Origin of the sequence: Sinomonas halotolerans (genome assembly GCF_039615075.1) — a bacterium.
In the GTDB taxonomy this organism is placed as follows: Bacteria; Actinomycetota; Actinomycetes; order Actinomycetales; family Micrococcaceae; genus Sinomonas; species Sinomonas halotolerans.
In genome coordinates, this window is record NZ_JBDFRB010000022.1 from 11,949 (window position 1) to 34,241 (window position 22,293).

General features: G+C 71.8%; 16 protein-coding genes. 9 read left to right on the top strand and 7 right to left on the bottom strand.

Features of this window, described 5'->3' with window-relative positions; all coding sequences use genetic code 11:
* Nucleotides 1-85: 85 nt before the first annotated feature.
* Entirely contained in the window at nucleotides 86-1,531 is a 1,446-nt protein-coding gene (locus ABCQ75_RS15660; RefSeq protein ID WP_345886567.1) for a helix-turn-helix domain-containing protein, read from the bottom strand.
* 112 nt (nucleotides 1,532-1,643) lie between these two features.
* Here ABCQ75_RS15660 and ABCQ75_RS15665 point away from each other — a divergent pair, with 112 nt between their 5' ends.
* The 4 genes from ABCQ75_RS15665 (at nucleotide 1,644) to ABCQ75_RS15680 (ending at nucleotide 7,231) form a co-directional block, all read left to right on the top strand.
* Complete coding sequence (locus ABCQ75_RS15665; RefSeq protein ID WP_345886568.1) at nucleotides 1,644-3,122, top strand: aminotransferase class III-fold pyridoxal phosphate-dependent enzyme; 1,479 nt, start codon at nucleotides 1,644-1,646, stop codon at nucleotides 3,120-3,122.
* On the top strand, nucleotides 3,119-4,342 hold the full coding sequence (locus tag ABCQ75_RS15670) for a CaiB/BaiF CoA transferase family protein (RefSeq protein ID WP_345886569.1): 1,224 nt from the start codon (nucleotides 3,119-3,121) through the stop codon (nucleotides 4,340-4,342). Before ABCQ75_RS15665 ends, ABCQ75_RS15670 begins: the two co-directional genes overlap by 4 nt.
* Nucleotides 4,343-4,502: 160 nt before the next feature.
* Nucleotides 4,503-5,714 (top strand): acyl-CoA dehydrogenase family protein, encoded by a 1,212-nt coding sequence (locus ABCQ75_RS15675; protein ID WP_345886581.1) that lies wholly within the window; start codon nucleotides 4,503-4,505, stop codon nucleotides 5,712-5,714.
* Complete coding sequence (locus ABCQ75_RS15680; RefSeq protein WP_345886570.1) at nucleotides 5,711-7,231, top strand: aldehyde dehydrogenase family protein; 1,521 nt, start codon at nucleotides 5,711-5,713, stop codon at nucleotides 7,229-7,231. The genes ABCQ75_RS15675 and ABCQ75_RS15680 overlap by 4 nt, the downstream gene beginning before the upstream one ends.
* Nucleotides 7,232-7,269: 38 nt before the next feature.
* Here ABCQ75_RS15680 and ABCQ75_RS15685 read toward each other — a convergent pair whose 3' ends face one another.
* The gene (locus ABCQ75_RS15685; RefSeq protein ID WP_345886571.1) at nucleotides 7,270-8,910 is read right to left on the bottom strand and encodes a helix-turn-helix domain-containing protein; all 1,641 of its coding nucleotides are present in this window, start codon (nucleotides 8,908-8,910) and stop codon (nucleotides 7,270-7,272) included.
* Between the two features lie 138 nt (nucleotides 8,911-9,048).
* On the opposite strand from ABCQ75_RS15685, the gene ABCQ75_RS15690 reads away from it, so the two are divergent.
* The 3 genes from ABCQ75_RS15690 (at nucleotide 9,049) to ABCQ75_RS15700 (ending at nucleotide 14,577) form a co-directional block, all read left to right on the top strand.
* Nucleotides 9,049-11,097 (top strand): hydantoinase/oxoprolinase family protein, encoded by a 2,049-nt coding sequence (locus ABCQ75_RS15690; protein ID WP_345886572.1) that lies wholly within the window; start codon nucleotides 9,049-9,051, stop codon nucleotides 11,095-11,097.
* A 1-nt stretch (nucleotide 11,098) separates the two neighbouring features.
* Nucleotides 11,099-13,090 carry a hydantoinase B/oxoprolinase family protein gene (locus ABCQ75_RS15695; protein WP_345886573.1) on the top strand — a complete coding sequence of 664 codons (1,992 nt, stop codon included), beginning with the start codon at nucleotides 11,099-11,101 and terminating at the stop codon, nucleotides 13,088-13,090.
* A 122-nt stretch (nucleotides 13,091-13,212) separates the two neighbouring features.
* Entirely contained in the window at nucleotides 13,213-14,577 is a 1,365-nt protein-coding gene (locus ABCQ75_RS15700; protein ID WP_345886574.1) for a purine-cytosine permease family protein, read from the top strand.
* A gap of 303 nt (nucleotides 14,578-14,880) precedes the next feature.
* On the opposite strand, the gene ABCQ75_RS15705 is transcribed toward ABCQ75_RS15700, so the two are convergent.
* Nucleotides 14,881-15,552 carry a TetR/AcrR family transcriptional regulator gene (locus ABCQ75_RS15705; protein WP_345886575.1) on the bottom strand — a complete coding sequence of 224 codons (672 nt, stop codon included), beginning with the start codon at nucleotides 15,550-15,552 and terminating at the stop codon, nucleotides 14,881-14,883.
* A gap of 103 nt (nucleotides 15,553-15,655) precedes the next feature.
* On the opposite strand from ABCQ75_RS15705, the gene ABCQ75_RS15710 reads away from it, so the two are divergent.
* Nucleotides 15,656-16,552, top strand: a complete 897-nt coding sequence (locus ABCQ75_RS15710) for an alpha/beta hydrolase (RefSeq protein ID WP_345886576.1) — start codon at nucleotides 15,656-15,658, stop codon at nucleotides 16,550-16,552.
* Between the two features lie 54 nt (nucleotides 16,553-16,606).
* Here the strand turns inward: ABCQ75_RS15710 and ABCQ75_RS15715 are convergent, their stop codons facing one another.
* The 3 genes from ABCQ75_RS15715 to ABCQ75_RS15725 all read right to left on the bottom strand — a co-directional run bounded on the left by ABCQ75_RS15715 (nucleotide 16,607) and on the right by ABCQ75_RS15725 (nucleotide 19,864).
* The gene (locus ABCQ75_RS15715; RefSeq protein WP_345886577.1) at nucleotides 16,607-17,734 is read right to left on the bottom strand and encodes an enoyl-CoA hydratase/isomerase family protein; all 1,128 of its coding nucleotides are present in this window, start codon (nucleotides 17,732-17,734) and stop codon (nucleotides 16,607-16,609) included.
* Nucleotides 17,735-17,864: 130 nt separating this feature from the next.
* Nucleotides 17,865-18,713, bottom strand: coding sequence for a gamma-glutamyl-gamma-aminobutyrate hydrolase family protein (locus ABCQ75_RS15720; RefSeq protein WP_345886578.1), 849 nt, complete (start codon nucleotides 18,711-18,713; stop codon nucleotides 17,865-17,867).
* Nucleotides 18,710-19,864, bottom strand: a complete 1,155-nt coding sequence (locus ABCQ75_RS15725) for a glutathione S-transferase family protein (RefSeq protein WP_345886579.1) — start codon at nucleotides 19,862-19,864, stop codon at nucleotides 18,710-18,712. Before ABCQ75_RS15725 ends, ABCQ75_RS15720 begins: the two co-directional genes overlap by 4 nt.
* Nucleotides 19,865-19,954: 90 nt before the next feature.
* Between ABCQ75_RS15725 and ABCQ75_RS15730 the strand changes: the two genes are divergently transcribed.
* Nucleotides 19,955-20,779, top strand: a complete 825-nt coding sequence (locus ABCQ75_RS15730) for an enoyl-CoA hydratase/isomerase family protein (RefSeq protein WP_345886580.1) — start codon at nucleotides 19,955-19,957, stop codon at nucleotides 20,777-20,779.
* 188 nt (nucleotides 20,780-20,967) lie between these two features.
* On the opposite strand, the gene ABCQ75_RS15735 is transcribed toward ABCQ75_RS15730, so the two are convergent.
* Nucleotides 20,968-22,122, bottom strand: coding sequence for an integrase core domain-containing protein (locus tag ABCQ75_RS15735; protein WP_345886028.1), 1,155 nt, complete (start codon nucleotides 22,120-22,122; stop codon nucleotides 20,968-20,970).
* Nucleotides 22,123-22,293 lie beyond the last annotated feature (171 nt).

Sequence of the window (22,293 nt, forward strand, 5' to 3'; positions counted from 1 at the left end):
TCACACTGCGCGATGGACTGTTCGGCCCAAGCTGGAGGCGGACGCTGTGCAGAACGTCCTGCGCGAAGCGTCCGGGCCGCGCACCTCACGCGCGCAGCGCGAGCCAGAGGTGCGCGGCCACGTCGGGGTCGTCGAGGTCGACGCCCAGGAGCTCAGCCGCGCGGCCGATCCGATGCCGCACTGAATTGCGGTGGACTCCGAGCTCTCGGGCCGTCGCCTCCCACTGGCCGCGGTGGGCAAGATAGGCCCGGACTGTGGGGAGCAGTCCGCCGCCTGCTTCGGCGAGCGCGTCCACCCACGTGTCCGCCGGGAGCTCGAGTCCGTGGCCCACGCGCACGGCACGGCCCTCGGGGGCGTTGCCCGCGGCTTCGACGACCTGGCCCGCGAGCTCGCGGACGCGCCGGAGCGGGACAGGTCCTCCCCAGGCGCCGCGGGAGCCCGGGGCGAGCCGCGGTCGGGCCGCGTCCGCCGGGAGCAGGACGTGCAGGAGCCCGCCGACCTCGAACCCGAGCGCATCCTGCGGCAGCCCGGGCGGCTCATGGCCGGGGCCGGCCTGCAGTGCGGCGAGGAACACGGTCTCGGGCAAGGCGGTCCCCAGCTGCCCCGCGAGGAGCCGGGCGGCGTCGTCGTGCCCCGCGAGCACGAGGGCGACGAGCATGCCGCGGCTGCGGGACCGCTCCTCCTCAGCCCGCCGCTCCCCTGCGGCGCGGTGGGCGAGGAGGGTCGAGGCGGTGAGGAACAGGTGCCGCTCGGCTGGGGCGAGCTGGCCGCCCCGCCCCACCGCCAGATAGGCGATGGGCTCGACGCCGTCCGACACCGGGTACAGCGCCGCAGACCCCGTGGTGAGCTGGACGGTCGCGGTCGCACCGCGTCGCGCACGTTCCACGGCATCCTTCTCGCGGAGGATCTCGTCGAGCGCGGCCGGGGGCATGGGGCCGGCGCCGTCGGCGGCAGACGAGGCAGGACTCCTCACCCCTCTCCGCCCCGGGGCCGTCCACCCGGACGGCAGGTACGCGACCCAGGTGCCGAGCGCCTGGGCGAGCTCGCGCACGATCGCGGGCTCGGCGTCGTCCTTCGCGGCCGCCCGCGTGAGCGCGACCTGGAGCCCGAGCAGTGCGGTGAGCTCCGCCTCGCCGCCGCGCCGCACGAGTTCCCAGTAGGCACGCGACACGGCCAGGAACGGCGACTCGCGCGGGACGGTGAGCAGCGGCAGGCCGGCGTCGGCGCAGGCCTGCCGCAGCTCGTCGGGGACCATGGCATGCCCCGAGCCGAGCCCGAGCCCCAGCGCGGCGACCCGGCCGGCGACAAGCCTGGCCACGTACGCCCGGACGGCCTCGGCGCGGGCCGCGGCCTCGAGCCCCACGAACTGCAGGCCCACCGTGAGCAGGAGCTCCCCGCCATCGAGGAAGACCGTGGGGTCCTCGAGTTCGGACACGTGGACGCCGGTGAGCTCGACGCGCGGCACGGGCACCGGCCAGTGCGGGACGAGGTCGCCGCGGGCGGCGTCGAGGAGCTGCGCGAGGGTGATCATGCATGGATGATAGGAGACGAACCGCCCCAGCACGGCCGATTTATGGATGAATCGTCCAATGATGGGCGCGCTGAGGGTTCCTACTGTGGTCTCAACCACAGTAGGAGGACCCATGACCACGACAGCCAACGCGACCGCCGTCGTCCGCACCGGCACACAGGCGCCCGCTCCCCCAGCCGTCCCCCAGCGCGCCCGCCGCCTCGCAACCGAGCTGCCCGGGCCGCGCTCGCGCGAGCTCGAGGCCGCCCGCCGCCGCCACGTGACCGACGGCTTCGGCGTGACGCTGCCCGTCTTCATCGACCGGGCCGAGGGCTCGCTGCTCGTCGATGTGGACGGCAACCGGCTCATCGACTTCGCGTCCGGGATCGCCGTGACGAGCGTGGGCGCCGCGAACCCGCGGGTGGCCGAGCGCGCGTCCGCGCAGCTGGCGCGCTTCACCCACACGTGCTTCATGGTCACCGAGTACTCCTCGTTCACCGACGTGTGCGCCTGGCTCAACGCGCACACCCCGGGCGGCTTCGAGAAGCGCACGGCCCTCTTCTCCACCGGGGCGGAGGCGGTCGAGAACGCCGTCAAGATCGCCCGGTCGGCCACGCGCCGGCCCAACGTCCTCGTGTTCGACGAGGCGTACCACGGGCGCACGCAGCTCACGATGGCGATGACCGCCAAGGAGAACCCGTACCGGCTCAACTTCGGGCCGCTGCCGGGCTCTGTCCACCGCGGTCCGACGGCGCCCGCGCACCTCGCGCCTGCCGATCCGGCCGGCGCTGCGGCGTACCTCGCCGACGCGCTCGCCGGGGTCGAGACGGTCCTCGCAGAAGCCGGGGCCGAGACGTTCGCGGCCATGGTCATCGAGCCGCTCCAGGGCGAGGGCGGGTTCGTCGTGCACGCGCCCGGCTTCCTCGCGGGGCTGCGGGACATCGCGACGCGACACGGGATCGTGCTCGTCATCGACGAGATCCAGACCGGCATGGGCCGCACCGGCACGCTCTTCGCGTCCGAGCACGATGGCGTCGCCGGGGACATCACCCTCACCGCGAAGGCCCTCGGCGCCGGCCTCCCCCTGTCCGCCGTGACCGGCCGGGCCGAGCTCATGAACGCGGTCCACGCGGGCGGGCTCGGCGGGACCTACGCCGGCAACCCCGTGGCGTGCGAGGCCGCGCTCGCCGTGTTCGAGCTCCTCGAGGACGGCTCGCTCATGGCCGGCGCCCGCCGGATCGAGGCGGCCGTGCGCGAGCGGTTCGAGCCGCTCGTCGCCGGCGCGCACGCCTCCGTCGGGGCGCACGACGGCGACGGGCTGGCTTCCGCGGAGCCCGCCCCCGAGGCGGGGGCCGGCACCGCCTCGGCCGGCATCGTCTCGGTGCGCGGCCGGGGCGCCATGATGGCGATCGAGCTCGGGGATGCCTCCGGTCCCCGCCCAGACCTCGCGAAGGCCGCGGCCGCCGCCGCCAACGCCGCCGGCGTCCTCACGCTCACGTGCGGGACCCACGGCAACGTCATCCGCCTCCTGCCCCCGCTCGGCATCGAGGCGGACGTGCTCGCGGAGGGCCTCGACGTCCTCGAGGCCGCGGTCCGCGAGGCCCTCTCATGAGAGGGCCGGACGGCGGGCAGTCCGCGGAAGGCGGCGCCGCGCCGTCGTCCGCCGGGGCTGCAGGCTCCGCCCCGCTGGAAGGCGTCCTCGTCGCGGACTTCTCGCGGGTGCTCGCGGGGCCGATGGCGTCGATGACCCTCGCGGACCTGGGGGCGCGGGTGGTGAAGGTCGAGCGGCCCGGGACCGGGGACGACACCCGGCACTGGGGGCCGCCGTTCTCGGCGACCGGCGCCACGTACTTCGAGTCCGTGAACCGGAACAAGGAATCAGTCGAGCTGGACCTCGCTGACCCCCGGGACCGCGCGCTGGCGCGGGAGCTCGCGCTGCGCGCCGACGTGCTCGTGGAGAACTTCAAGCCGGGCAGGCTCGAGCGGCACGGCCTCGGGTACGAGTCCCTGGCCGAACAGAACCCCGGCCTTGTGTACGCGTCGGTCTCGGGGTTCGGGTCCGCTGGCGGGCGGGACCTGCCCGGGTACGACTTCATCGTGCAGGCCCTCGGCGGGCTCATGTCCATCACAGGCCAGCCCGACGGCGTGCCGGGGGCCGGGCCGGTGAAGGCCGGCGTGGCCCTCGTGGACGTGCTCACGGCCAAGGACGCCACGATCGGGATCCTCGCCGCCCTGGCCGAGCGGGCCCGCACGGGACGCGGCCGACGCGTCGAGGTGAACCTCCTCTCCTCGCTGCAGGGGGCGCTCGCGAACCAGGGGCAGGCGTACCTCGGCGCGGGCGTCACGCCCGGGCGGCTGGGCAACGACCATCCCTCGATCGTGCCGTACCAGCTCCTCGCGACCGCCGATGCGCCGCTCGCCGTCGCTGCCGGCAACGACGGGCAGTTCGCCCGGCTGTGCGACGCGATCGGCGCCCCCGAGCTGGCCGCGGACCCGCGCTTCGCGACGAACGCCGCCCGGGTCGCGCACCGAAGCGCACTCGTGCCGCTGCTCGAGGCCGGCCTCGCCACCGCCTCGGCGCGCGTGTGGGAGGACAAGCTGACCGCCCTCGGGGTCCCGGCAGGGCGCGTGGCCGGGATCGGCGAAGGGCTCGACTATGCAGAGTCCCTGGGACTTGAGCCCACCATCCCGGTGCACGACCGCGCCGGGACGGAGGTGGCACGGCAGGTCCGGCACCCCATCACGTGGACCCCTCCCCTGCCGCCCCGCACCCAAGCCCCGCCCGCCCTCGGAGCCGACACGGCCGACGTCGTGCGCTGGCTCCGCGAGTAGCCGCACCAGCGGCGCCACCCGCCCCTCCTCTGTTGTGGGGTCTCTGGCAGGGGGATGTGGGGTCCCTGGCCGTGACCAGAGACCCCACAACCGGACGCCAGAGACCCCACAAGCTCTTGAAAGGAAACCCCGCATGACTGCCACCGCTAGCCTGACGGGCATGGACACTGCCGCAGGCACCGCCAGCTCCGCTGCCCGCCTCCCGGACCCCGCCGACCTCATCTCCTTCGACTCCCTCCTCACCCCCGAGGAGCTCGCACTGCGCGACCGGGTCCGGGCGTTCGTGACGGCCGAGATCAGGCCGAACATCGCCGCCTGGTACGAGGAGGCCCGCTTCCCGCTCGAGATCGTGCCGGAGATGGCGAAGCTCGGCCTGCTCGGGATGCACCTGACCGGCTACGGCTGCGCGGGCCGCTCCGCGGTCGAGTACGGCCTTGCCGGTGCCGAGCTCGAGGCCGGCGACTCCGGCCTGCGGACCTTCGTCTCGGTGCAGGGATCCCTCGCGATGTCCGCGATCCACAAGCACGGCTCCGAGGAGCAGAAGCGTCAGTGGCTCCCGGCCATGGCCGCGGGCGAGGCGATCGGATGCTTCGGCCTCACCGAGCCCACCGCCGGCTCCGACCCGGGCTCGATGACGACGTTCGCCCGCCGCGACGGCTCCGGCGAGAGGGCCGACTGGGTCATCTCGGGCACGAAGCGCTGGATCGGCCTCGCGAACGTCGCGAAGGTCGCCGTCATCTGGGCGATGACCGACGACGGCGTGCGCGGCTTCGTCGTCCCGACCGGCACGAAGGGCTACACGGCCACCCCGATCGAGCCCAAGCTCTCCATGCGCGCCTCGATCCAGTGCGAGATCGCCCTCGACGAGGTCCGCCTGCCCCACGACGCCGTCCTGCCCGGGGCAACGGGCCTCAAGGGGCCGTTCTCGTGCCTCAACGAGGCCCGCTACGGCATCATCTGGGGCGCGATGGGCGCCGCCCGGGACGCGTTCGAGGACGCCCTCGCCTACTCCAAGGAGCGCCTCCAGTTCGGCAGGCCGCTCGCCGGGTACCAGCTCACCCAGGCCAAGCTCGTCGACATGGCCCTCGAGATCAACAAGGGCTTCCTCCTCGCCCTGCACCTCGGCCGGCTCAAGGACGCCGGGAAACTGGCCCACCACCAGATCTCCGTGGGCAAGCTCAACAACTGCCGCGAGGCCATCGAGATCTGCCGCGAGGCCCGCACCATCCTCGGCGGCAACGGCATCACCCTCGAGCACTCGCCCCTGCGCCACGCCAACAACCTCGAATCCGTGCGCACCTACGAGGGCACCGACGAGGTCCACACCCTCATCCTCGGCCAGCAGCTCACGGGCGAGGCGGCATTCCGGTGAGCCCGCAGACTGTCGCCTCTGTCCCCGCAGCGCACGACGCCGCACCCGTCGCCGCACCAGTCCCAGCTCCCGTTCCACTGCGCCTCCTGATCGGCGGGGAGTGGGTGGCGGGCGACGGCGGCCCGCTCACCTCGGCCAACCCGGCCCGCCCCGGGCAGGTGGTGGCGGAGGGCACCCAAGCCGTGCCGGCCGACGTCGACCGCGCCATGCGCGCAGCCCGTGCAGCCTCGCGCGAGTGGGCGCGTACGCCGATCCACGAGCGCGGCGCCGTCCTGGCCCGCGCCGCGGGCGAGCTCGAGGCCCGGGCCGGCGCGCTCGGGCTCGAGCTGGCCCGCGAGGAGGGCAAGACCGTCCCCGAGGGCACGGGCGAGGTGCTGCGTGCGGCCCAGATCCTGCGGTACTGCTCGGGCGAGGGCGACCGCACGGCCGGGGAGCACTTCGCTTCCCCGCGCCGCGGCGAGCGGATCCTCGTGACGCGCAAGCCGCTCGGCGTCGTCGGGATCGTCACGCCGTTCAACTTCCCGATCGCCATCCCGGCCTGGAAGCTCGCCCCCGCCCTCGTGCACGGGAACGCCGTGGTGTGGAAGCCGGCGTCGGCCGTGCCGCTGCTCGCGATGCGGCTCGCGGAGTCCCTCGACAGCGCGGGGCTGCCCGCGGGGGTGCTGAACCTCCTCATCGGGCCCGGCGTGCTCGGAACGGAGCTCGTGCGGCATCCAGGGCTGGACGGGCTCTCGTTCACGGGGTCGACCGGTGTGGGCCGGACCCTCGCCGGGGAGGCCGCCTCCCGCGGGGTCCCGTTCCAGGGCGAGATGGGCGGGAAGAACGCGGCGATCGTGCTCGCGGACGCGGATCTGGACCTCGCCGCCGAGCAGGTCCTGTTCGGCGCTTTCCGCTCGACGGGGCAGAAGTGCACCGCGACCTCGCGGCTCATCCTCGCGGCGGACATCGCCGACCCCTTCCTCGCACGGCTGACCACCCGGCTCGACGCCTGGCGCACCGGGGACCCGACCGAGGCGGGCGTGCACATGGGCCCGCTCGTCACGGATGCCGCCGCTCAGTCGGTGCGCGATGCCGTCGCGGCGGCGGAGTCCGACGGCGCGCGGGTGCTCTACCGCGGGCAGGCGCCGGCGGAGGGCACGGCCGAGGGGGCGGCATTCGTCCCGCCGACCATCCTCGAGGTCGACGCGGAGGGCGCCGACAACCTGGTCTGGCGCGAGGAGCTCTTCGGGCCTGTGCTCGCGGTGCGGCGGGCGGCGTCGGCCGAGGAGGCCTTCGCCCTCGCGGAGGACTCCGAGTTCGGGCTCTCCGCGGCGCTGTTCACGCGGGACATCGCCACCGCCCTCGACGCCGTAGACTCCCTCGACGTCGGCATCCTCCATGTCAACTCCGAGTCCGCCGGCGCGGACCCGCACGTGCCGTTCGGCGGGGCGAAGAAGTCCGGGTACGGACCCAAGGAGCAGGGCGGGGCCTCGAAGGAGTTCTTCACCCACACCACGACCGTGTACCTGCGGGGGTAGGAGCGCCGCGCTCAGGGCGGCTCCGGCGGGTCCGTCCCCTAGGGGACGGACCGCGACGGGGCGGTCGGCCCTGCCCCTCCGGCTTCCCGGAGCCGCACCTCGCCGACCTCCCTCCGCAGGCAGAGGTACAGGTTCGCGAGCACCGCGGCGTCGGTGAGGGGGCCGCCCACGAGCTCCTCCGCCTTGCGCAGCCGGTATCGGACAGTGTTCCCGTGGACGAACAGGGCCGAGGCTGTCCTGGCGACGTCCATGCCGAGGGCCAAGTAGCGCACCACGGTGGCAAACACGTCGGGGTCGCGGCGCAGCGCCTCGGCGAAGCGCTCGACCTTGTCGCGGTCCCTCTGGGAGCGCCTCCGCGCCAGAAGCCAGGAGGCGGGGTCGACGTCGTCGAGCCTCACCACCGCCCCCGCGATGCTGGAGCCCGCTCCGAGCCTTTCCCCCGCGATGCCGGCCGCCGTCTCGGCCTCGGCGAAGGCGTCCGGGGCAAGGGAGAGGTCGGCGAAGGGCTCGGAGAGCCCGATGGCGGTACCGCCGCGGGCCTCTTCGAGCCAGCCCGCGAGCGCGGGGACGTCCGCGACCAGGGCTGTGAACCCGGGCGGGTCGGCGGGCGACCGACCGCTCTCTGCCAGAAGCAGCCCTAGGGTGGCCCGCTCCGCCTGCTCGAGGAGCCTCTGAGCGTGCTCTCCTGCGGGGCCACCGGGAGGGACGGACCGCGCGACGACGGCCCGCACCGGCGCGTAGGCGCCGAAGAGGAACGGCTCGAGCATCTCCCAGTAGCGCTGCTCGCGGCCCACCGGGATGCCGTCCTGGATCTCGGTGAGCAGCTGGACGCCCTCGTGCCGCTGCCGCGACACGGCCAGGCGACTGATGGCGTTGATCCCCCCGAGCAGGCGCTGGGTGGTCTCGATCAGGACCGGTCCGAGCTCGGTGACGGCCCGGGCGTCCCGGCTCGCGATGGCGAGGACGTGGGTGTTTCCGCGCAGGGCAAGGGCGCGCCCGAGCACGGTCCAACGGCCGATCTCGAAGGGCGGCCCCTCCCAGCGGCGGCGCCGCAGCTCGGCCCACATGAGCTGAAGTGGCCCCGCACCGGTGGCCTCGACGGTCCTTCCAGACGGTCCGTACAGGACGGCCGTGCCGCGGCTCAGGGATGCGAGCCGGGCGATGAGGGCCCGGGTGGGCTCCTGGGCGGAGAGCGAGTCGAGCAGCTCGTTCATCAGGCGCATGGCGCGCCGGAGCTGGTAGGCGTCAGGGGCCCCGGCAGCAGCGTTGATGTAGTTCTCGACGCGATAGAACGGCACGTCTGCGCCCACGGTGTACAGCGGCAGCCGAGCGGCGCGGCACGCAGCAACAATCGAGGCCGGCACGTGCGTGAAGTTCACTCCGACGCCGAAGAAGAGTGCGACGACGCGTGCTCGCCGCAGGCCGTCGACCAGAGCCTCGGCGAGGGCCCGGTCGGTCTCATGGCCGACGAAGCGCAGGCCCGTCGTGAGCATTGCGGAACCGGGTTCGAGCCACCGCCCCGCGTCGCCGATCTCGCTCGAGTGCGCGGACGCGACCGCGAGCGCAGGGTCGCCCGGCACGACCGGGGCCAGATCGAGGTCTGGCTGGGCGAGGATGTCCCCCAGGGTGACGGGCGACCTCCCAGTCTGGGCCCGCGCTGGACCTGCCACACCGTCCATCCCGTCTCCTCACCTCGTGGGCGCCTTGTGAAAATCACAACGTTGAGCGTTGGTCTTCTCAATTCTGCCAGTGACAGAGACGCAGATCACAGGCGAATCTTGGGGGCATCCGCTTCACCCCTTCTGGAGGAATTACAGATGCCCAACGTACGAGTCGCTGTCGACGTCGGAGGAACCTTCACCGATGTCTGCATCTTCGACGAGACGACACGCAGCATGCGGGTCACAAAGGTCCCGTCCACGCCCGCCGATCCGATGGTGGCGGTCATGAACGGCGTGGCCCGTGCCGAGATCGACCTCGCCGACGTCTCCCTCTTCTCCCACGGCACGACCGTCGCCACGAACGCCCTCATCACCCGCAAGTTCCCCGCCGCCGCGATGGTGACGACGCGTGGCTTCCGCGACGTCATCGAGATCCGTGACGGAACCAAGGACGACCTCTGGGACGCCTACAACGACGTGAGCGGCCCCTACATCCGGCGCCGGGACCGCTTCGAGGTGACCGAACGGGTTGACTACGCCGGCAACGTGATCACGCCGCTGGACGAGGAGGAGGCCCGCGCTCTCGCCCGGCTCCTCCGCCGCCGGGGAGCGACGACGGTGGCGGTGTGCTTCCTCAATTCGTTCGCCAACCCGGACCACGAGATCCGCATGCGAGAGATCCTCGAGGAGGAACTGCCCGAGGCGACGGTGTCGACCTCCGCCGAGATCCTCCCTGAGATGTTCGAGCACGACCGCTTCAACACTGCCGTCTCCAACGCCGTCCTGGCCCCTCTCGTCACGGGCTACGTAGACCGCTTGTCCGAGCAGCTCGCCGAAGGGGGCTATGCGGGAGACCTGCTCCTCCTCCACTCGGGAGGCGGGTCCATGACGCCGCGCATGGTGCGCAAGTATCCCGTGCGCCTCGCAGCCTCCGGAATCGCCGCCGGGGCGATCGCGGCCAAGCACATCGCGCAGCAGTGCGGATACGACAACGCTGTAGGCCTCGACATGGGCGGGACCTCCACCGATATCGCCCTCGTGTCCGGCGGCGAACTCCGGGTGACGAAGGAATGGCAGGTCGAGTACGGCCACCCCATCGTCTTCCCGAGCATCGAGGTCCTCACGATCGGCGCCGGGGGCGGCTCCCTCGCCCATCTGGACATCGCCGGCTCCCTGCGCAACGGCCCCCAGTCCGCGGGTGCCGATCCTGGCCCCGCCTGCTACGGCACCGGTGGCGACCAGCCGACCAACTGCGACGCCAACGTCCTCCTCAACCGTCTCGGCACGACTCTGGCGGGAGGGGCCAAGACCTTGGACCGCGAGCTTTCAAGGACTGCGATCCGCTCCGTCATCGCCGAACCGCTCGGAATGAGCGAGGAGGCCGCCGCCCACGCGATCCTCCAGGTCGCCAATGCGAACATGGCCGACGCCGTGCGCCTCATCTCGATCCGCCGCGGATACGACCCACGGGACTTCGCGCTCATCGCCTTCGGCGGGGCGGGCGCGCTCCACGGCGCTGAGGTGGCCCGGGAGCTCAGCATCCCGACCGTCGTCGTGCCTCCGAGCCCTGGGGTGACCTCCGCCCTCGGGTGCCTCCTCGTCGACATCCGGCACGACCTGTCCACGATGTACACGGCCATGGCCTCCGACGCCGACCCAGGCGACTTGGAGGCCGCGTTCCATGCCCTCGAGGGCGACGCCCGCGGCCGGCTCCGCCACGAGGGCGTAGCCGAAGAGGACACCGTCCTGCAACGGCTCATCTCGATGCGCTACCACGGGCAGTGGCGCTCCCTCGCCGTGCCCATGGGGTCGGGGGCAGGAGCGCTCGAAGCCGCCGTCGAGACCTTCCATGAGCAGCACGAGCGGGAGTTCGCGTTCCGGCAGGACGCCCAGCCCGTCGAGATCTACCAGCTCCAGCTCACGGCAGTCGGCAAGACCCCCAAGCCGAGCTTCCGCCCGGCCACGGAGCTCGTACCCGACCCCGGCGTCCCTGCGTCGTACCGGCCCGTCTACTTCGGCGACGACGGCTGGGTCGAGACCCCCGTCTACGACCGGGGGCTCCTGCCCGCAGGAGCGACGTTCGCCGGGCCCGCCATCATCGAGCAGCTCGACTCAACGACCGTCGTTCCCCCGGGCACGGCGGCCGAGATCGACGAATGGCTCAACATCCGCATCCACCTTGACCGCAGCCACCAGGAGGGCTGAGATGACTGACACGACTCTTGCCCCCGCTCCCCCAGCGCAGCGGTCCCACCGCCTCGACCCTGTCACCTTCGAGGTCCTCAAGAACGCCTTCGCCACCAGCGTCGACCTCATGAGCGAGCAGATCCTGCGGACCTGCTACTCGTTCGTCATCTACTCGCGCGACTTCTCCTCGGCGCTCTGCGACGCCCGTGGGAACACCGTCATGCAGGGCAGCGGGGACATCGCCGTCCATGTCGGCACGCTGCACTTCCAGTGCCAGGCAGTACTGGAGGAGTTCAAGGAGGACATCAACCCGGGCGACGTGTTCGCCATCAACGACCCCTACCGGGGCGGGACCCACTTCAACGACGTGAGCTTCATCCGCCCGATCTTTGCCGACGGCCAGATCATCGCCTTCGCCCAGAACAAGGGCCACTGGGCCGACATCGGCGGCAACGTTCCCGGTTCGTTCGACGTCAATGCCAAGGAGCACTTCGGGGAAGGGCTGCGCATCACCCCGGTGCGGGTCTGGCGGGAAGGCGTCTTCCTGCACGACGTCGCCCAGCTGCTCGTCTCCAACACCCGCGCGCCCCAGCAGGCCATGGGCGACCTCCATGCGCAGTCGGAGGCCACCGCCGTCTGCGAGCGCGAGGTCCTCCGGCTGGTCGCCAAGTACTCGCGGGAAACCGTGGTCGAGGCGATGCAGGAGACCCAGGACTACGTGCAGCGGACCGTCCTGAAGAAGCTCGAGTCGCTCCCCCGCGGCGAGTGGGAGACGGTGGACTTCATCGACTTCGACCCCGGGAAGCCCGAGGGCCTGGTGCCCATCCACATCAAGCTGACCCTGGACGGCGAGGGCATCCACTACGACCTGTCGGGCTCGGCCCCGGCGGTGGACACCTTCCTCAATTCGGGCTACGGCACCACCTTCTCCGCAATCTATGCCGGCACCAAGACGTTCTTCCCCGACGTCCCGCTCAACTCTGGCTTCTACGCCGCTGTGACGGCCGACATCGGCCCAGAGGGCACCGTGGTGAACGCGGGATGGCCTCACGCGGTGACAGGCTTCTGCTCGGGACCCTACGAGAAGCTCATGAACAGCATCTTCGAGCTGTGGTCGCGCATCATGCCCGAACGTGCCATGGCCTGCGCGTTCAACCTCGAGTACCTGCTCGTGGGCGGCAAGGACAGCCGCCAGCAGAGCAGCCCGTACTTCATGTGGTACGACTGGATGGCGGGGGGCTGGGGCGGCCGGGCTTCGAAGGACGGCGCCAGCGCGACGGCTCCCGTGTTCGGCCCGGGACTCGCCGTGCAGCCGGTCGAAGGCCAGGAACGGCTCTCGCCCGTGCTCACGACGATGCACGCGATCGCCGTCGACTCCGGCGGTCCCGGCCGGTTCCGCGGCGGCTGTGGCATTGAGAAGGGCGGCATGCTCACCGATGCCTCGTCGACGGTGATGAGCTACTGCTGTGACCGCGCCAGGTCCATCACGTGGGGGATCGAAGGCGGCCTGCCCTCCATCCCCCACGGCGTGTGGCTCAACAAAGGGACCTCCGACGAGCGCTTCCTCGGCTCGAACTTCTCCTCCGTCCCGATCGGTCCCGGCGATGCGTTCACCCGGCCCTCCGCGGGCGGAGGAGGCTTCGGCGATCCGCTCGAGCGCGAGCCCGAGGCGGTGCGCGAGGACGTCATCGACGGATACGTCTCGGTCGAGCGCGCAGCCAAGGACTACGGCGTCGTGATCCGCGAGGTCGACGCCGAGCTGGACCTCTTCGAGATCGACCCCGAGGCCACCGAGGCGCTCCGCTCCGAGATCTGCGCCCACCGGCGTGCCTGGCTCTCCGAGGACCCGCGGAGCGTCGCTGCACGCTACCGCAGCGGGGAGCTGCCCCTCCTGGACGTGATCCGCCGCCACGGCGTCATCCTCGACTGGGGAACCGGAGAGCTGTTCCCCGACACGACAACGCAGTTCCGCGAGCTCATGCAGCGCCGGTCCGCCGCCGCCTGGCGCTGACCGACGCCCCCGCGCACGGGGGTGCGGGGCCCGTTCCCCCGCACCCCCTGACCCGCACCCCTCCCCCTGAGGACAGCACTTCTCGTCCCCGCACACCATCACCTAACCCCGTGGAGGCCCCCATGCCCGCTCCCCAGACCAAGCAGACATCCCAGCCCACCATCACTGCGCCACCCGCCCGTATGGGGCGGGGCTCTCTCGCCATGGCCTGGTACGGCCTGGTCAGCGCCATGTTCTTCATCTACATCGGCGCAGCCCTCGCCCTGGCGTACGGAACAGTCGACGCCCTCGTCGGGCTCGCCCTGACGATCCTCGTCTACGGTGCGGTCAACAAGGTCCTCTCGGGCTACGCCCTCAGGCACGGACTCACCGTTCACGAGTTCTCCCGCACACTCCTGGGCCGGACGGGAGCCTTGATCGCCACCCTGATCTTCGCGGCCACGGCGATCTACTACGCCGTCTTTGAAGGCGCAATCCTGGCCTTTGCCTTCCAGGCCCAGTTCGGCGGCGACCTCGGCCTGTGGTCCGCCGCCGTAGTCCTGTACACGACGCCCCTGGTCTCGGGAGGCATCCAACGACGCCTCGACAGGGTCAACGGCCTCCTCCTGCCGCTCTACTGGGGAGGCCTCGTGGTGGCCGTCGTCTGGGCTGGCCTGGCATACGGATCCTCCGGCGAGTGGCTCACGCACTCCCCCACGTTCCTTCCCGTCTCCTCGGGCGGACCGGGGTGGCTCGCATGCTTCGCCGCCTACATGGGCGTCTGGATCATGATGATGTACACGATGGACTTCGCGGCGCTCGGCCGTCCCGAGGACGTGGCGTTCCACAGCCGGTGGACCTTCGGCTGGCTGTTCTACACGCTGGCGTTCGGACTCAACGCCCTCGTCGGGATCTTCCTGACCTTCACGATTCCCGGGCTCCAGACCACGGAGACGGGGGTCGCCGCGGGCCTCGTGACGATGATGGGCCCACTGGGGCTGCTCCTCGTCTTCGTCTCCCAGACCCGCATCAACACAGCCAACTACGCCCTGGGCGCCTCGAACCTGCGTGAGTTCGCAGCGCGCACCCTTCGCCTGAAGCTCCCGCGCCTCGTGTGGGCGCTCATCACCTCGGCCATCATCTTCGTCCTCATGCTCCTGCCCGTGGTCCAGTACCTCCTCGTGGCTCTGGCGTGGCAGGGCGCGCTCGTCACCGGCTGGGTGGGCATCGCCATGACCCACATCGCGATGGACCGGCTCGCTGGCCGGCCCGCGGACCCTGCTGGTCTGCCGGACCGGAGGTTCCGTGCAGTCTCCGTTCCGGGTGTCACCGCCTGGATCGTCTCCGCGGCGGTCGGAATCGGCCTCGTCGAGTCAGGCCAGCCGTGGGGTGCAACTTGGGGCGCGCTTGTCACCCCGCTGCTCTCCGCAGCCGTCTATGCAGCCCTGCGGTTCGCGATGCGACGGCCGACTGCCCTCGCTCTCGAGGGTGCCGGCATCGCCGGGTAGCTGGAACCAGCCCAGCGCGGCTGGACTGCCCGCGATTACGCCTCGAGCACAGCAGTGGTGCCCCCTCCCGACGGGAGGGGGCACCGTCCGATGACATCTCGGGGCGGCGATGTCCGGAAACGGCTTGGCGCCGGGCCAAGATCACCATGGCACCCTTCAGCGAGAGACCACGTCCCCGAGGGAGACGAATCACGATGGCCGTGAACGCAGACGTGGCCGCGTTGCTGAGAACACCAGACGGCGAACAGCGCGCCGACTTGTCTGGAGTCGGGCGCCTTTCGTTCCACGCGAGGTGGTCTGAGGCTATGCCAGCAGCACGAGTATCTCCCGGTCCGCGCCGAGTCCGGCCAGTCTCGCCTCGATGGCGGCGAGTGCGCGTTCGTACGGAGCATCGGACCCCGTAAGGAGTGAACGGTTGTTGGACTCGTTGAAGACCGCGTCGATCTCGAAGGCGAGTTGCCTCGCGTCGTCGAGGCCCGGCAGCTCGCCCGAGTCAATGGCCATCTGCACCGACTGGGTGAGGTAGTCGTCCCAGTCGTCGAGTGCCTGGGCCAGTGCGTCGCGGACCGCCCCCGGCCGGGCGTCGAATTCGACGGCCGTGGACTGGAAGAAGCAGCCGCCCGGGAAGGCGCGGCCCTTGGAGTAGTCGAACCAGAGCTTCACGAGGGTGCAGAGCCGACGAAGGCCGCGGGGCGCACCGCGGCTGGCGTCGATGACCCGCCGGGTGAACAGCTCCCGCGCCGCCGCCACCGTGGAGAGTTGGAGCGCTTCCTTCGATCCGAAGAGGGCTCCGACGCCGCTCTTGCTCGCCCCCACAGCTGCCGCGAGACGCCCGATCGACAGACCCTCGAGGCCTTCGAGCGAGGCGAGATCCATGGCGACCTCGAGCACAGCGCGCCGGGACTGGTCTCCCCTGACTCTGCGCCCGTCGACGTGCGCCTGAGCCCCCTTCGCCCTCTGTTCAGCGGCCCTCATGGCGCGAACCTCCTCGATCTCTTGCGTCCCGGGAAGTTAAGCGTACGATCGTCCGTGTAGAAATCAATAAGGACGATCGTCCGTCTTGTTTTAGGAGCCGACCATGGCACGTGGGCTTGATGTGGTTTCCCCGAGGGCGGGCTGGGCGACTGCCGCTCCCGTCGGATCGGGCCTGCTGCGGCGCCTTCCCCCCGGCGTCGCAGCCGCTGTCGCCCTCCCGCTCTTCATGCAGGCGGCGCCGCGCCGTGGAGTACGCCCGGACGAGGAGCACACCCACCACGCAGCCCTCCGGTCCCGGATGAAGGTCTCCGGGCTCGGCGGCCGGGGCAGCGAGGCCGTGGTCTACGCGTGGGGATCGGGCGACGGGCCCGTCGTGCTCGTCCATGGATGGGGTGGGCGGGCCGCGCAGTTCGCACCGCTGGTACGTGAACTCCGTTCAGCCGGCATGCCCGTGCTCGCCTTCGATGCGCCTGCGCACGGGGACTCCCCCGGACGGCACACCTACATCCGCGACTTCATTGAGACGATGCAGGGGATCCAACGCCAGCACGGTTCCATCCGAGCTGTTGTGGCCCATTCCTTCGGGTCTCTCGCGGCGATCGTGGCCGTCTCGGAGGGCTTGCAGGTGGGACGCGTCGCCACCGTGGCAGGGGCGGGCGACGCCGACCACCTCGTCTCGTCGTTCTCCTCGGCCCTCGGTCTGGGCACCCCGGCAGCGCAGGCGCTCAGGACGCGCTTCGCCCGCCGCATCTTCCCCGACGACCCCGACGTCTACGGCCACTACTCAGCGATCGCGCACCCGCTCCCAGCATCCGTTCCGTTCCTCGTCGTGCACGACGCCGACGACGCGCGCGTCCCCGCGACCGAAGCCGACCGCCTCGTCCGTGCTCACGAGGGCCGGGCCGAGTACCACGCGACGCAGGGCCTCGGACACGAGCGGATCCTGCGCGATGAGGGCGTCCTGGCCAAGCTGACCGCATTCGCCACGGCTTCGGCGTAACGGCCGATGACGTGGCTGAGGGCGCTCCCCGTGCGGCTCCCGCTCCCCTGCGGGTCAGCCGCCGAACGCCGCCTCGACCTCCGCGGGGTCCACGTCCTCGATCCGGGCCGGGCTCCATCGCGGCGCCCCGTCCTTGTCCACGAGCAGGGCGCGGATCCCCTCGCGCATGTCGCCGCGCCGGATGAGCGCGGCCCCGAGCCGGAGGTCCTGGGCCAGCACCTCCCCGAGGTCCATGAGGGCAGCCCGTCGCAGCGCCTCGAGCGTGAGCACCACCGAGAACGGGCACACCTCGCGCAGCGCCTCCGCCGCGGCGGCGTGGGCCCCTTCTGTGCCCTCGGCTGCAAGCGCCTCGAGCTGGGCGAGGATCGCCGGTGCCCCAGGGCCCACATAGGCCTCGTCGATCCACGAGCGCTCGGCCGCGAGCGGGGCGACCAGCGCCGGGTCCGCAGCGTCGAGCGCGAGGCTGCGGACGGCGTCGTGCGCCACGGCGAGCGCCGGGGCACCCGAGGCGTCCGCGGCGTCGGCCCGGCCGAAGCCCGCGGCGAGCGCCCCGATCAGGTTCTCCCCGCGCTCCCCGAGCCGCTCGGACGGCACGAGGTGGTCCGCCCAGCCGAGCAGGACGGCATCCGCGCCGGTCGCGGTCTGCGCCGTGAGGGCCAGGTGCGTGCCGAGCTTCCCCGGGGCGGCGGCGAGGAGCTTCGCCATCCCCACGTCCGGAGTGAAGCCGATCCGCGTCTCCGGCATGGCCACCGCAGTCCGCTCCGTGACCACCCGCACCGAGCCGTGTGCGGAGATCCCGAGCCCGCCGCCCATGGTGATGCCGTCCATGAGCGCCACGTACGGCTTCGGGTAGGCGGCGATGAGCGCGTTGAGGCGGTACTCATCCGCCCAGAACGCCATCGCGTCCTCGTCCGGACCCTCCCGCAGCGCGCGCACGTCGCCGCCCGCGCACAGGCCCCGCCCCTCGCCGCGCACGACGACGGCGCGCACCTCGGGCGCCTCGGCCCACCGGAGCAGGGCCCGCTCGAGGGCGAGGACCATGGGGCGGTCGAGGGAGTTGAGCGCGCGGGGACGGTCGAGCGTGATGATGCCGAGCGCGCCACGCGTCTCGGTGCGGATGTGCTCGGTGTGGCGGCCGGCGTCGTCCGCCTGAGGGCGGCCGGCCTGCGTGTGATCAGTCACGAGGGACTCCTGTCGGGAAGGCGATCAACGGGACGCGACCCCATACGCGACGGGACAGGACCCCACATCCGGCGGGACGGGACCCCACAACGGTGCGCACGGGACCCCGCAACGGTGCGCACGGGACCCCTCAACGGTGGGAGGCAGGAGCGGGGGCCGGGGCGGGGGCGGGGGCCGGGGCGGGGGCGGCCGCGCGGTCCCGGCAGGCTTCGGTGAAGGCGCCGAGGATCGCGGCGAGCTGGCCGGGCTCGGCGGCACCGTCCGGGCTCGCCGTGAGGGCGTCCTCGGGGTGCCACTGGACGGCCACGAGCCACTCGTCCGGGTCCGCGGACTCGACCGCCTCGACCACACCGTCCGGTGCAGTGGCCGCGACGCGCAGGCCCTCACCGATCCGCGCGGCGGCCTGATGGTGCCCCGAGACGACGCGGGCCACGGGGCCGAGCATGGCGAAGAGCCTCGTGCCGGGCTCGATCCCCACCTCGTGGACCACCATGGGCCCGGTGGGGTCGGCGTGGTTGCGGTGCATCCCCGGGCGCCCTGAGGCGTCGGTCCGTGGCAGGTCCTCGTGCAGCGTGCCGCCGCGCACCACGTTGATGAGCTGGAGCCCGCGGCAGATCCCGAGGACGGGCAGGCCCGCGGCGAGCGCCTCGCGCACAAGGCGTGCCTCGGCGTCGTCCGCGCCGCGGTCCACCCCACTGATGCCGAGGCGCTCGGCGTCGGCCGCGCTGGGCTCCGGGCCGTACAGCGCGGGGTCCACGTCGCCTCCTCCCATCACGAGCACCCCGTCGAAGCCGGAGGACTCGGGGAGGGGCCCCGCCGCGGCGTCGAGCACCACGGGCTCCGTACCGGAGGCGCGCAGGCCCGCCACAGCGGCGGCTGTGAGCGTGGCGAGCTCGGCGTGGAACCAGGCCTCATGGGACGCTGCCGTTTCCGCCCACGTGACGGCGACGCGGGGCGCGCGCCGGGGAATCGGGGTCATGCGTTCTCGCTTCCGGGTGCCGAGGAAGCCGGGTAGAGCGGGCTGTGGCCCGGCGCGATGCGCTCGACGGCGGGAGGCGGGCCGGGCGGGGTGCCGTCCCCGAAGGGCCGCCCGCCCAGGGCCTCGCGGCCGTGCGGCGTGAGCCAGCCGGAGAGGTCCGGACCGGCCGGGACGATCCGGGTGGGATTGATGTCCTCGTGGACGATGTAGTAGTGCTGCTTGATCTGCACGAAGTCCACCGTGTCGCCGAAGCCGGGCGTCTGGAAGAGGTCCCGCGCGTAGCCCCAGAGGGCCGGCATCTCGGTGAGCCTGTTCCGGTTGCACTTGAAGTGGCCGTGGTAGACGGCGTCGAAGCGCGCGAGGGTCGTGAAGAGGCGGACGTCGGCCTCCGTGATCGTGTCCCCCACAAGGTACCGCTGGCCGGCGAGCCGGTCCTCGAGCCAGTCCATCGCGGCCCAGAGGCGGGCGTAGGCGCGCTCGTAGGATTCCTGCGAACCCGCGAAGCCGCACCGGTAGACGCCGTTGTTGACGTCCTTGAACACGCGGTCGTTGACCTCGTCGATCTCGTCGCGGAGGGCCTCGGGGTAGAGATCGGGGGCGCCCTCGCGGTGGAACGCGGCCCACTCGGCGCCGAAGTCCAGAGTGATCTGCGGGTAGTTGTTGGTCACCACGGCGCCGCTGGGGACGTCCACGATCGCGGGAACGGTGATGCCGCGCGGGTAGTCCGGGAAGCGCCGGAAGTACGCCTCCTGGAGGCGCTCGATCTTCAGGACGGGGTCGCGGCCGTCCGGGTCGAGGTCGAACGTCCACGAGCGCGAGTCGTGGGTGGGGCCCGGCAGGCCCAACGAGATCGCGTCCTCGAGCCCGAGCAGGCGGCGCGCGATCACCGTGCGGTTGGCCCAGGGACACGCACGGGCTGCGACGAGCCGGTACCGGCCCGCCTCCGCGGGCCACGCCTTGGCGCCCTCGGGTGCCGGCGTGCCGGGCGGGAACGTCCCGTCCCGTGTGATCCGGTCCTCGATGTAGTTGGTGTCCCGGGTGAACTCCTCGCCTGTGTGGACGTAGGCACCCCTGGTGCTGAACCCGCCGTCCGCCGCTGCGGCGCCGGTCCCGGCTCCTGCTGTCGCTCGTGTCGCATCGTCTCCGACCATGGGGCCACACTACGGCCTCGGTTCCCTGTACGCGCCCGGCGCCGCTAGCGTGGTCTCGGACACACACCATCGACGGCGAGGATGCACTCCGTGGAACCCACCACCACCTTCGGCACGTACGGGACCCTCGAGCTCGAGCTCTCCGACCGGATCCTGACCCTCACGGTCAACCGGCCGGCCGCGCTCAATGCGCTCTCGCAGGAGGTGGTCGCCGAGCTGTGGAAGGCGTTCACCGCGGTGCAGGACTCGTGCACGCACGACGCCGGGTGGCCGGTGCGCGGCGTCGTCGTCACCGGCGCGGGCGGCAAGGCGTTCGTCGCGGGCGCGGACATCCGGGAGATGACCTCCATGTCCGCGGACGAGGCCGCAGGCTACTCGCGCTCCATGCAGGCCGTCACGCTGCTCATCGAGAAGCTCCCCGTGCCGGTGGTCGCGGTGGTGGACGGCTTCGCGCTCGGCGGGGGCTGCGAACTGGCCCTCGCGTGCGACTTCATCTACGCGACCGAGGCCGCGCAGTTCGGCCAGCCCGAGGTCAACCTCGGCCTCGTCCCCGGGTTCGGCGGCTCGGTCCGGCTCCCCCAGCGGGTGGGCCTCGGCGCGGCCCGCGAGCTCATCTACACCGGCCGGCGGATCGACGCGGCGGAGGCCTACCGCCTCGGGCTCGCCAACCGCGTCCTCCCGACGCGCGACGACGCCCTCGCCGCCGCACGCACGACCCTCGGCGAGGTCGCGGCGAAGGCGCCGGTCGCCGTCGGCCTCGCCAAGCAGGCCATCACCGGCGCCACCGGGCGGAGCACCGCGGAGGGCCTCGAGGGGGAGGCAGATGCCTTCCGCGAGGCGTTCACGACCGAGGACATGCGCGAGGGCACCGGCGCCTTCCTCGAGAAGCGGTCCCCCTCGTTCGCCGGCAAGTAGCCTTTCGGGTACACATAAACCCACCCACAAGCCCTTCGGGTACATATAAAAGCGCCCAGGAGCGTTTCGGGTACATATAAATCCACCCACGAGCCTTTCGGGTACACATGACCGCCCCAAAACCCCGTGTGATGTCTCAGGACCTCGTGGACAGTTCTGGTCTCAGGTGAGTGTGGACATTTCATGTCTCAGGAGTTCGTGGACACTTCGGTGGCCGGGGGCTGCTTGAGGCCGCTGCGGGGGACGAATTTGGTGCCCTTGGGCGGGCGGGGGTGGGTGAGGATCTCGGTGCCGTCCTCGTCGTAGAAGGAGATCGTGCGGGTGTCGTAGTGGACTCGGACGGTCTTGCCTGCCCAGTGGGCGCCGATGAGGAAGTGGGTGTTCAGGATGGTGACCACGCCCTTGGGCCGTGAGCCCCGCCTGCTGGCTGTGCGGGGTTCGTCCCAGGGCGGGGCGTGGTCCGGTGGCGGCGGGGCCGGTGGAGCCGCGACGGGGGTGCGGTCCCATGCCTCGCGGGGAGTGAGGTCCAGGCTGCCGTGGCCCTGGTGGACCCGCTCGGTGTTGTAGTAGTGGTCGAAGGCGTCCACCTGGGCCTGGAGCTCCTCCAGGGTCGCTGCGGCCGGCTGGGCGGCGAGATAGGTGAACAGGGTCTGGTGGAAGCGCTCGTTCTTGCCCTGGGTGGTGGGCCTGTACGGTTTTCCGGTGATCGGCTCGGTTCCGAGGCTGCGCAGGTACTCCACGAGGATGCCGGCGTGGCCGCGGCGGGACGGGTTCAGGGCCTGGCCGTTGTCGGAGAGGAAGCGCTGGGGCACCCCGTGCCGTGCGATCGCGGTCTTCACCACCGCCATCGCGGCCTCGCTGGTCTCGCCCCAGGCGGCCAGCGAGGCCAGGGCGAGGCGCGAGTGGTCGTCGATGACCTGGAAGATGGTCGCCGCGCGTCCTGCAGGCATAGGCCATTCGGTCGCGTCGATCTGCCAGCACATGTTCGGGGCCGGGTAGGTGAAGCGCTTGAACGCCGAGCGGGGCTTCTTCCGCGGCGAGGGGACGACCTCCCCGGCCCGGGAGAAAATCCGCGCGAGGGTTGCCCGGGAGGGCGGCTCGAGGCCGCGCCGGCGCATCCGGGCTGCGACGCTGAGCGGGCCGTGGTCGAAGCCCGCTCCGCGCAGCTCGGCACGGGTCTTCAACGCCATTTCCACCATCTCGGCAGGCACAGCCCGTGGGCTCGTGTGCGGCCGGTTGGAGCCCAGGTCCAACGCCGCAGAGCTTCCCTCGGCCAAGGCCTTGGCCCTGACCTTGTAGAACCACGCGCGGGAGACACCGTGCCGGCGGCAGAAATCGGACACCGCCCCACGCGGTGCATCGGCAGGCCAGGTCGCGGCCTTCATCCGGATTCGAGGATCAGGTTCAAGAGCGCTCATGGCTCGATCCCAGACCCGAACTGTCCACGGACTCGTGAGACACACTGTCCACGAGGTCCCGAGACATAAGTGTCTATTCAGTCCCGAGACAACACA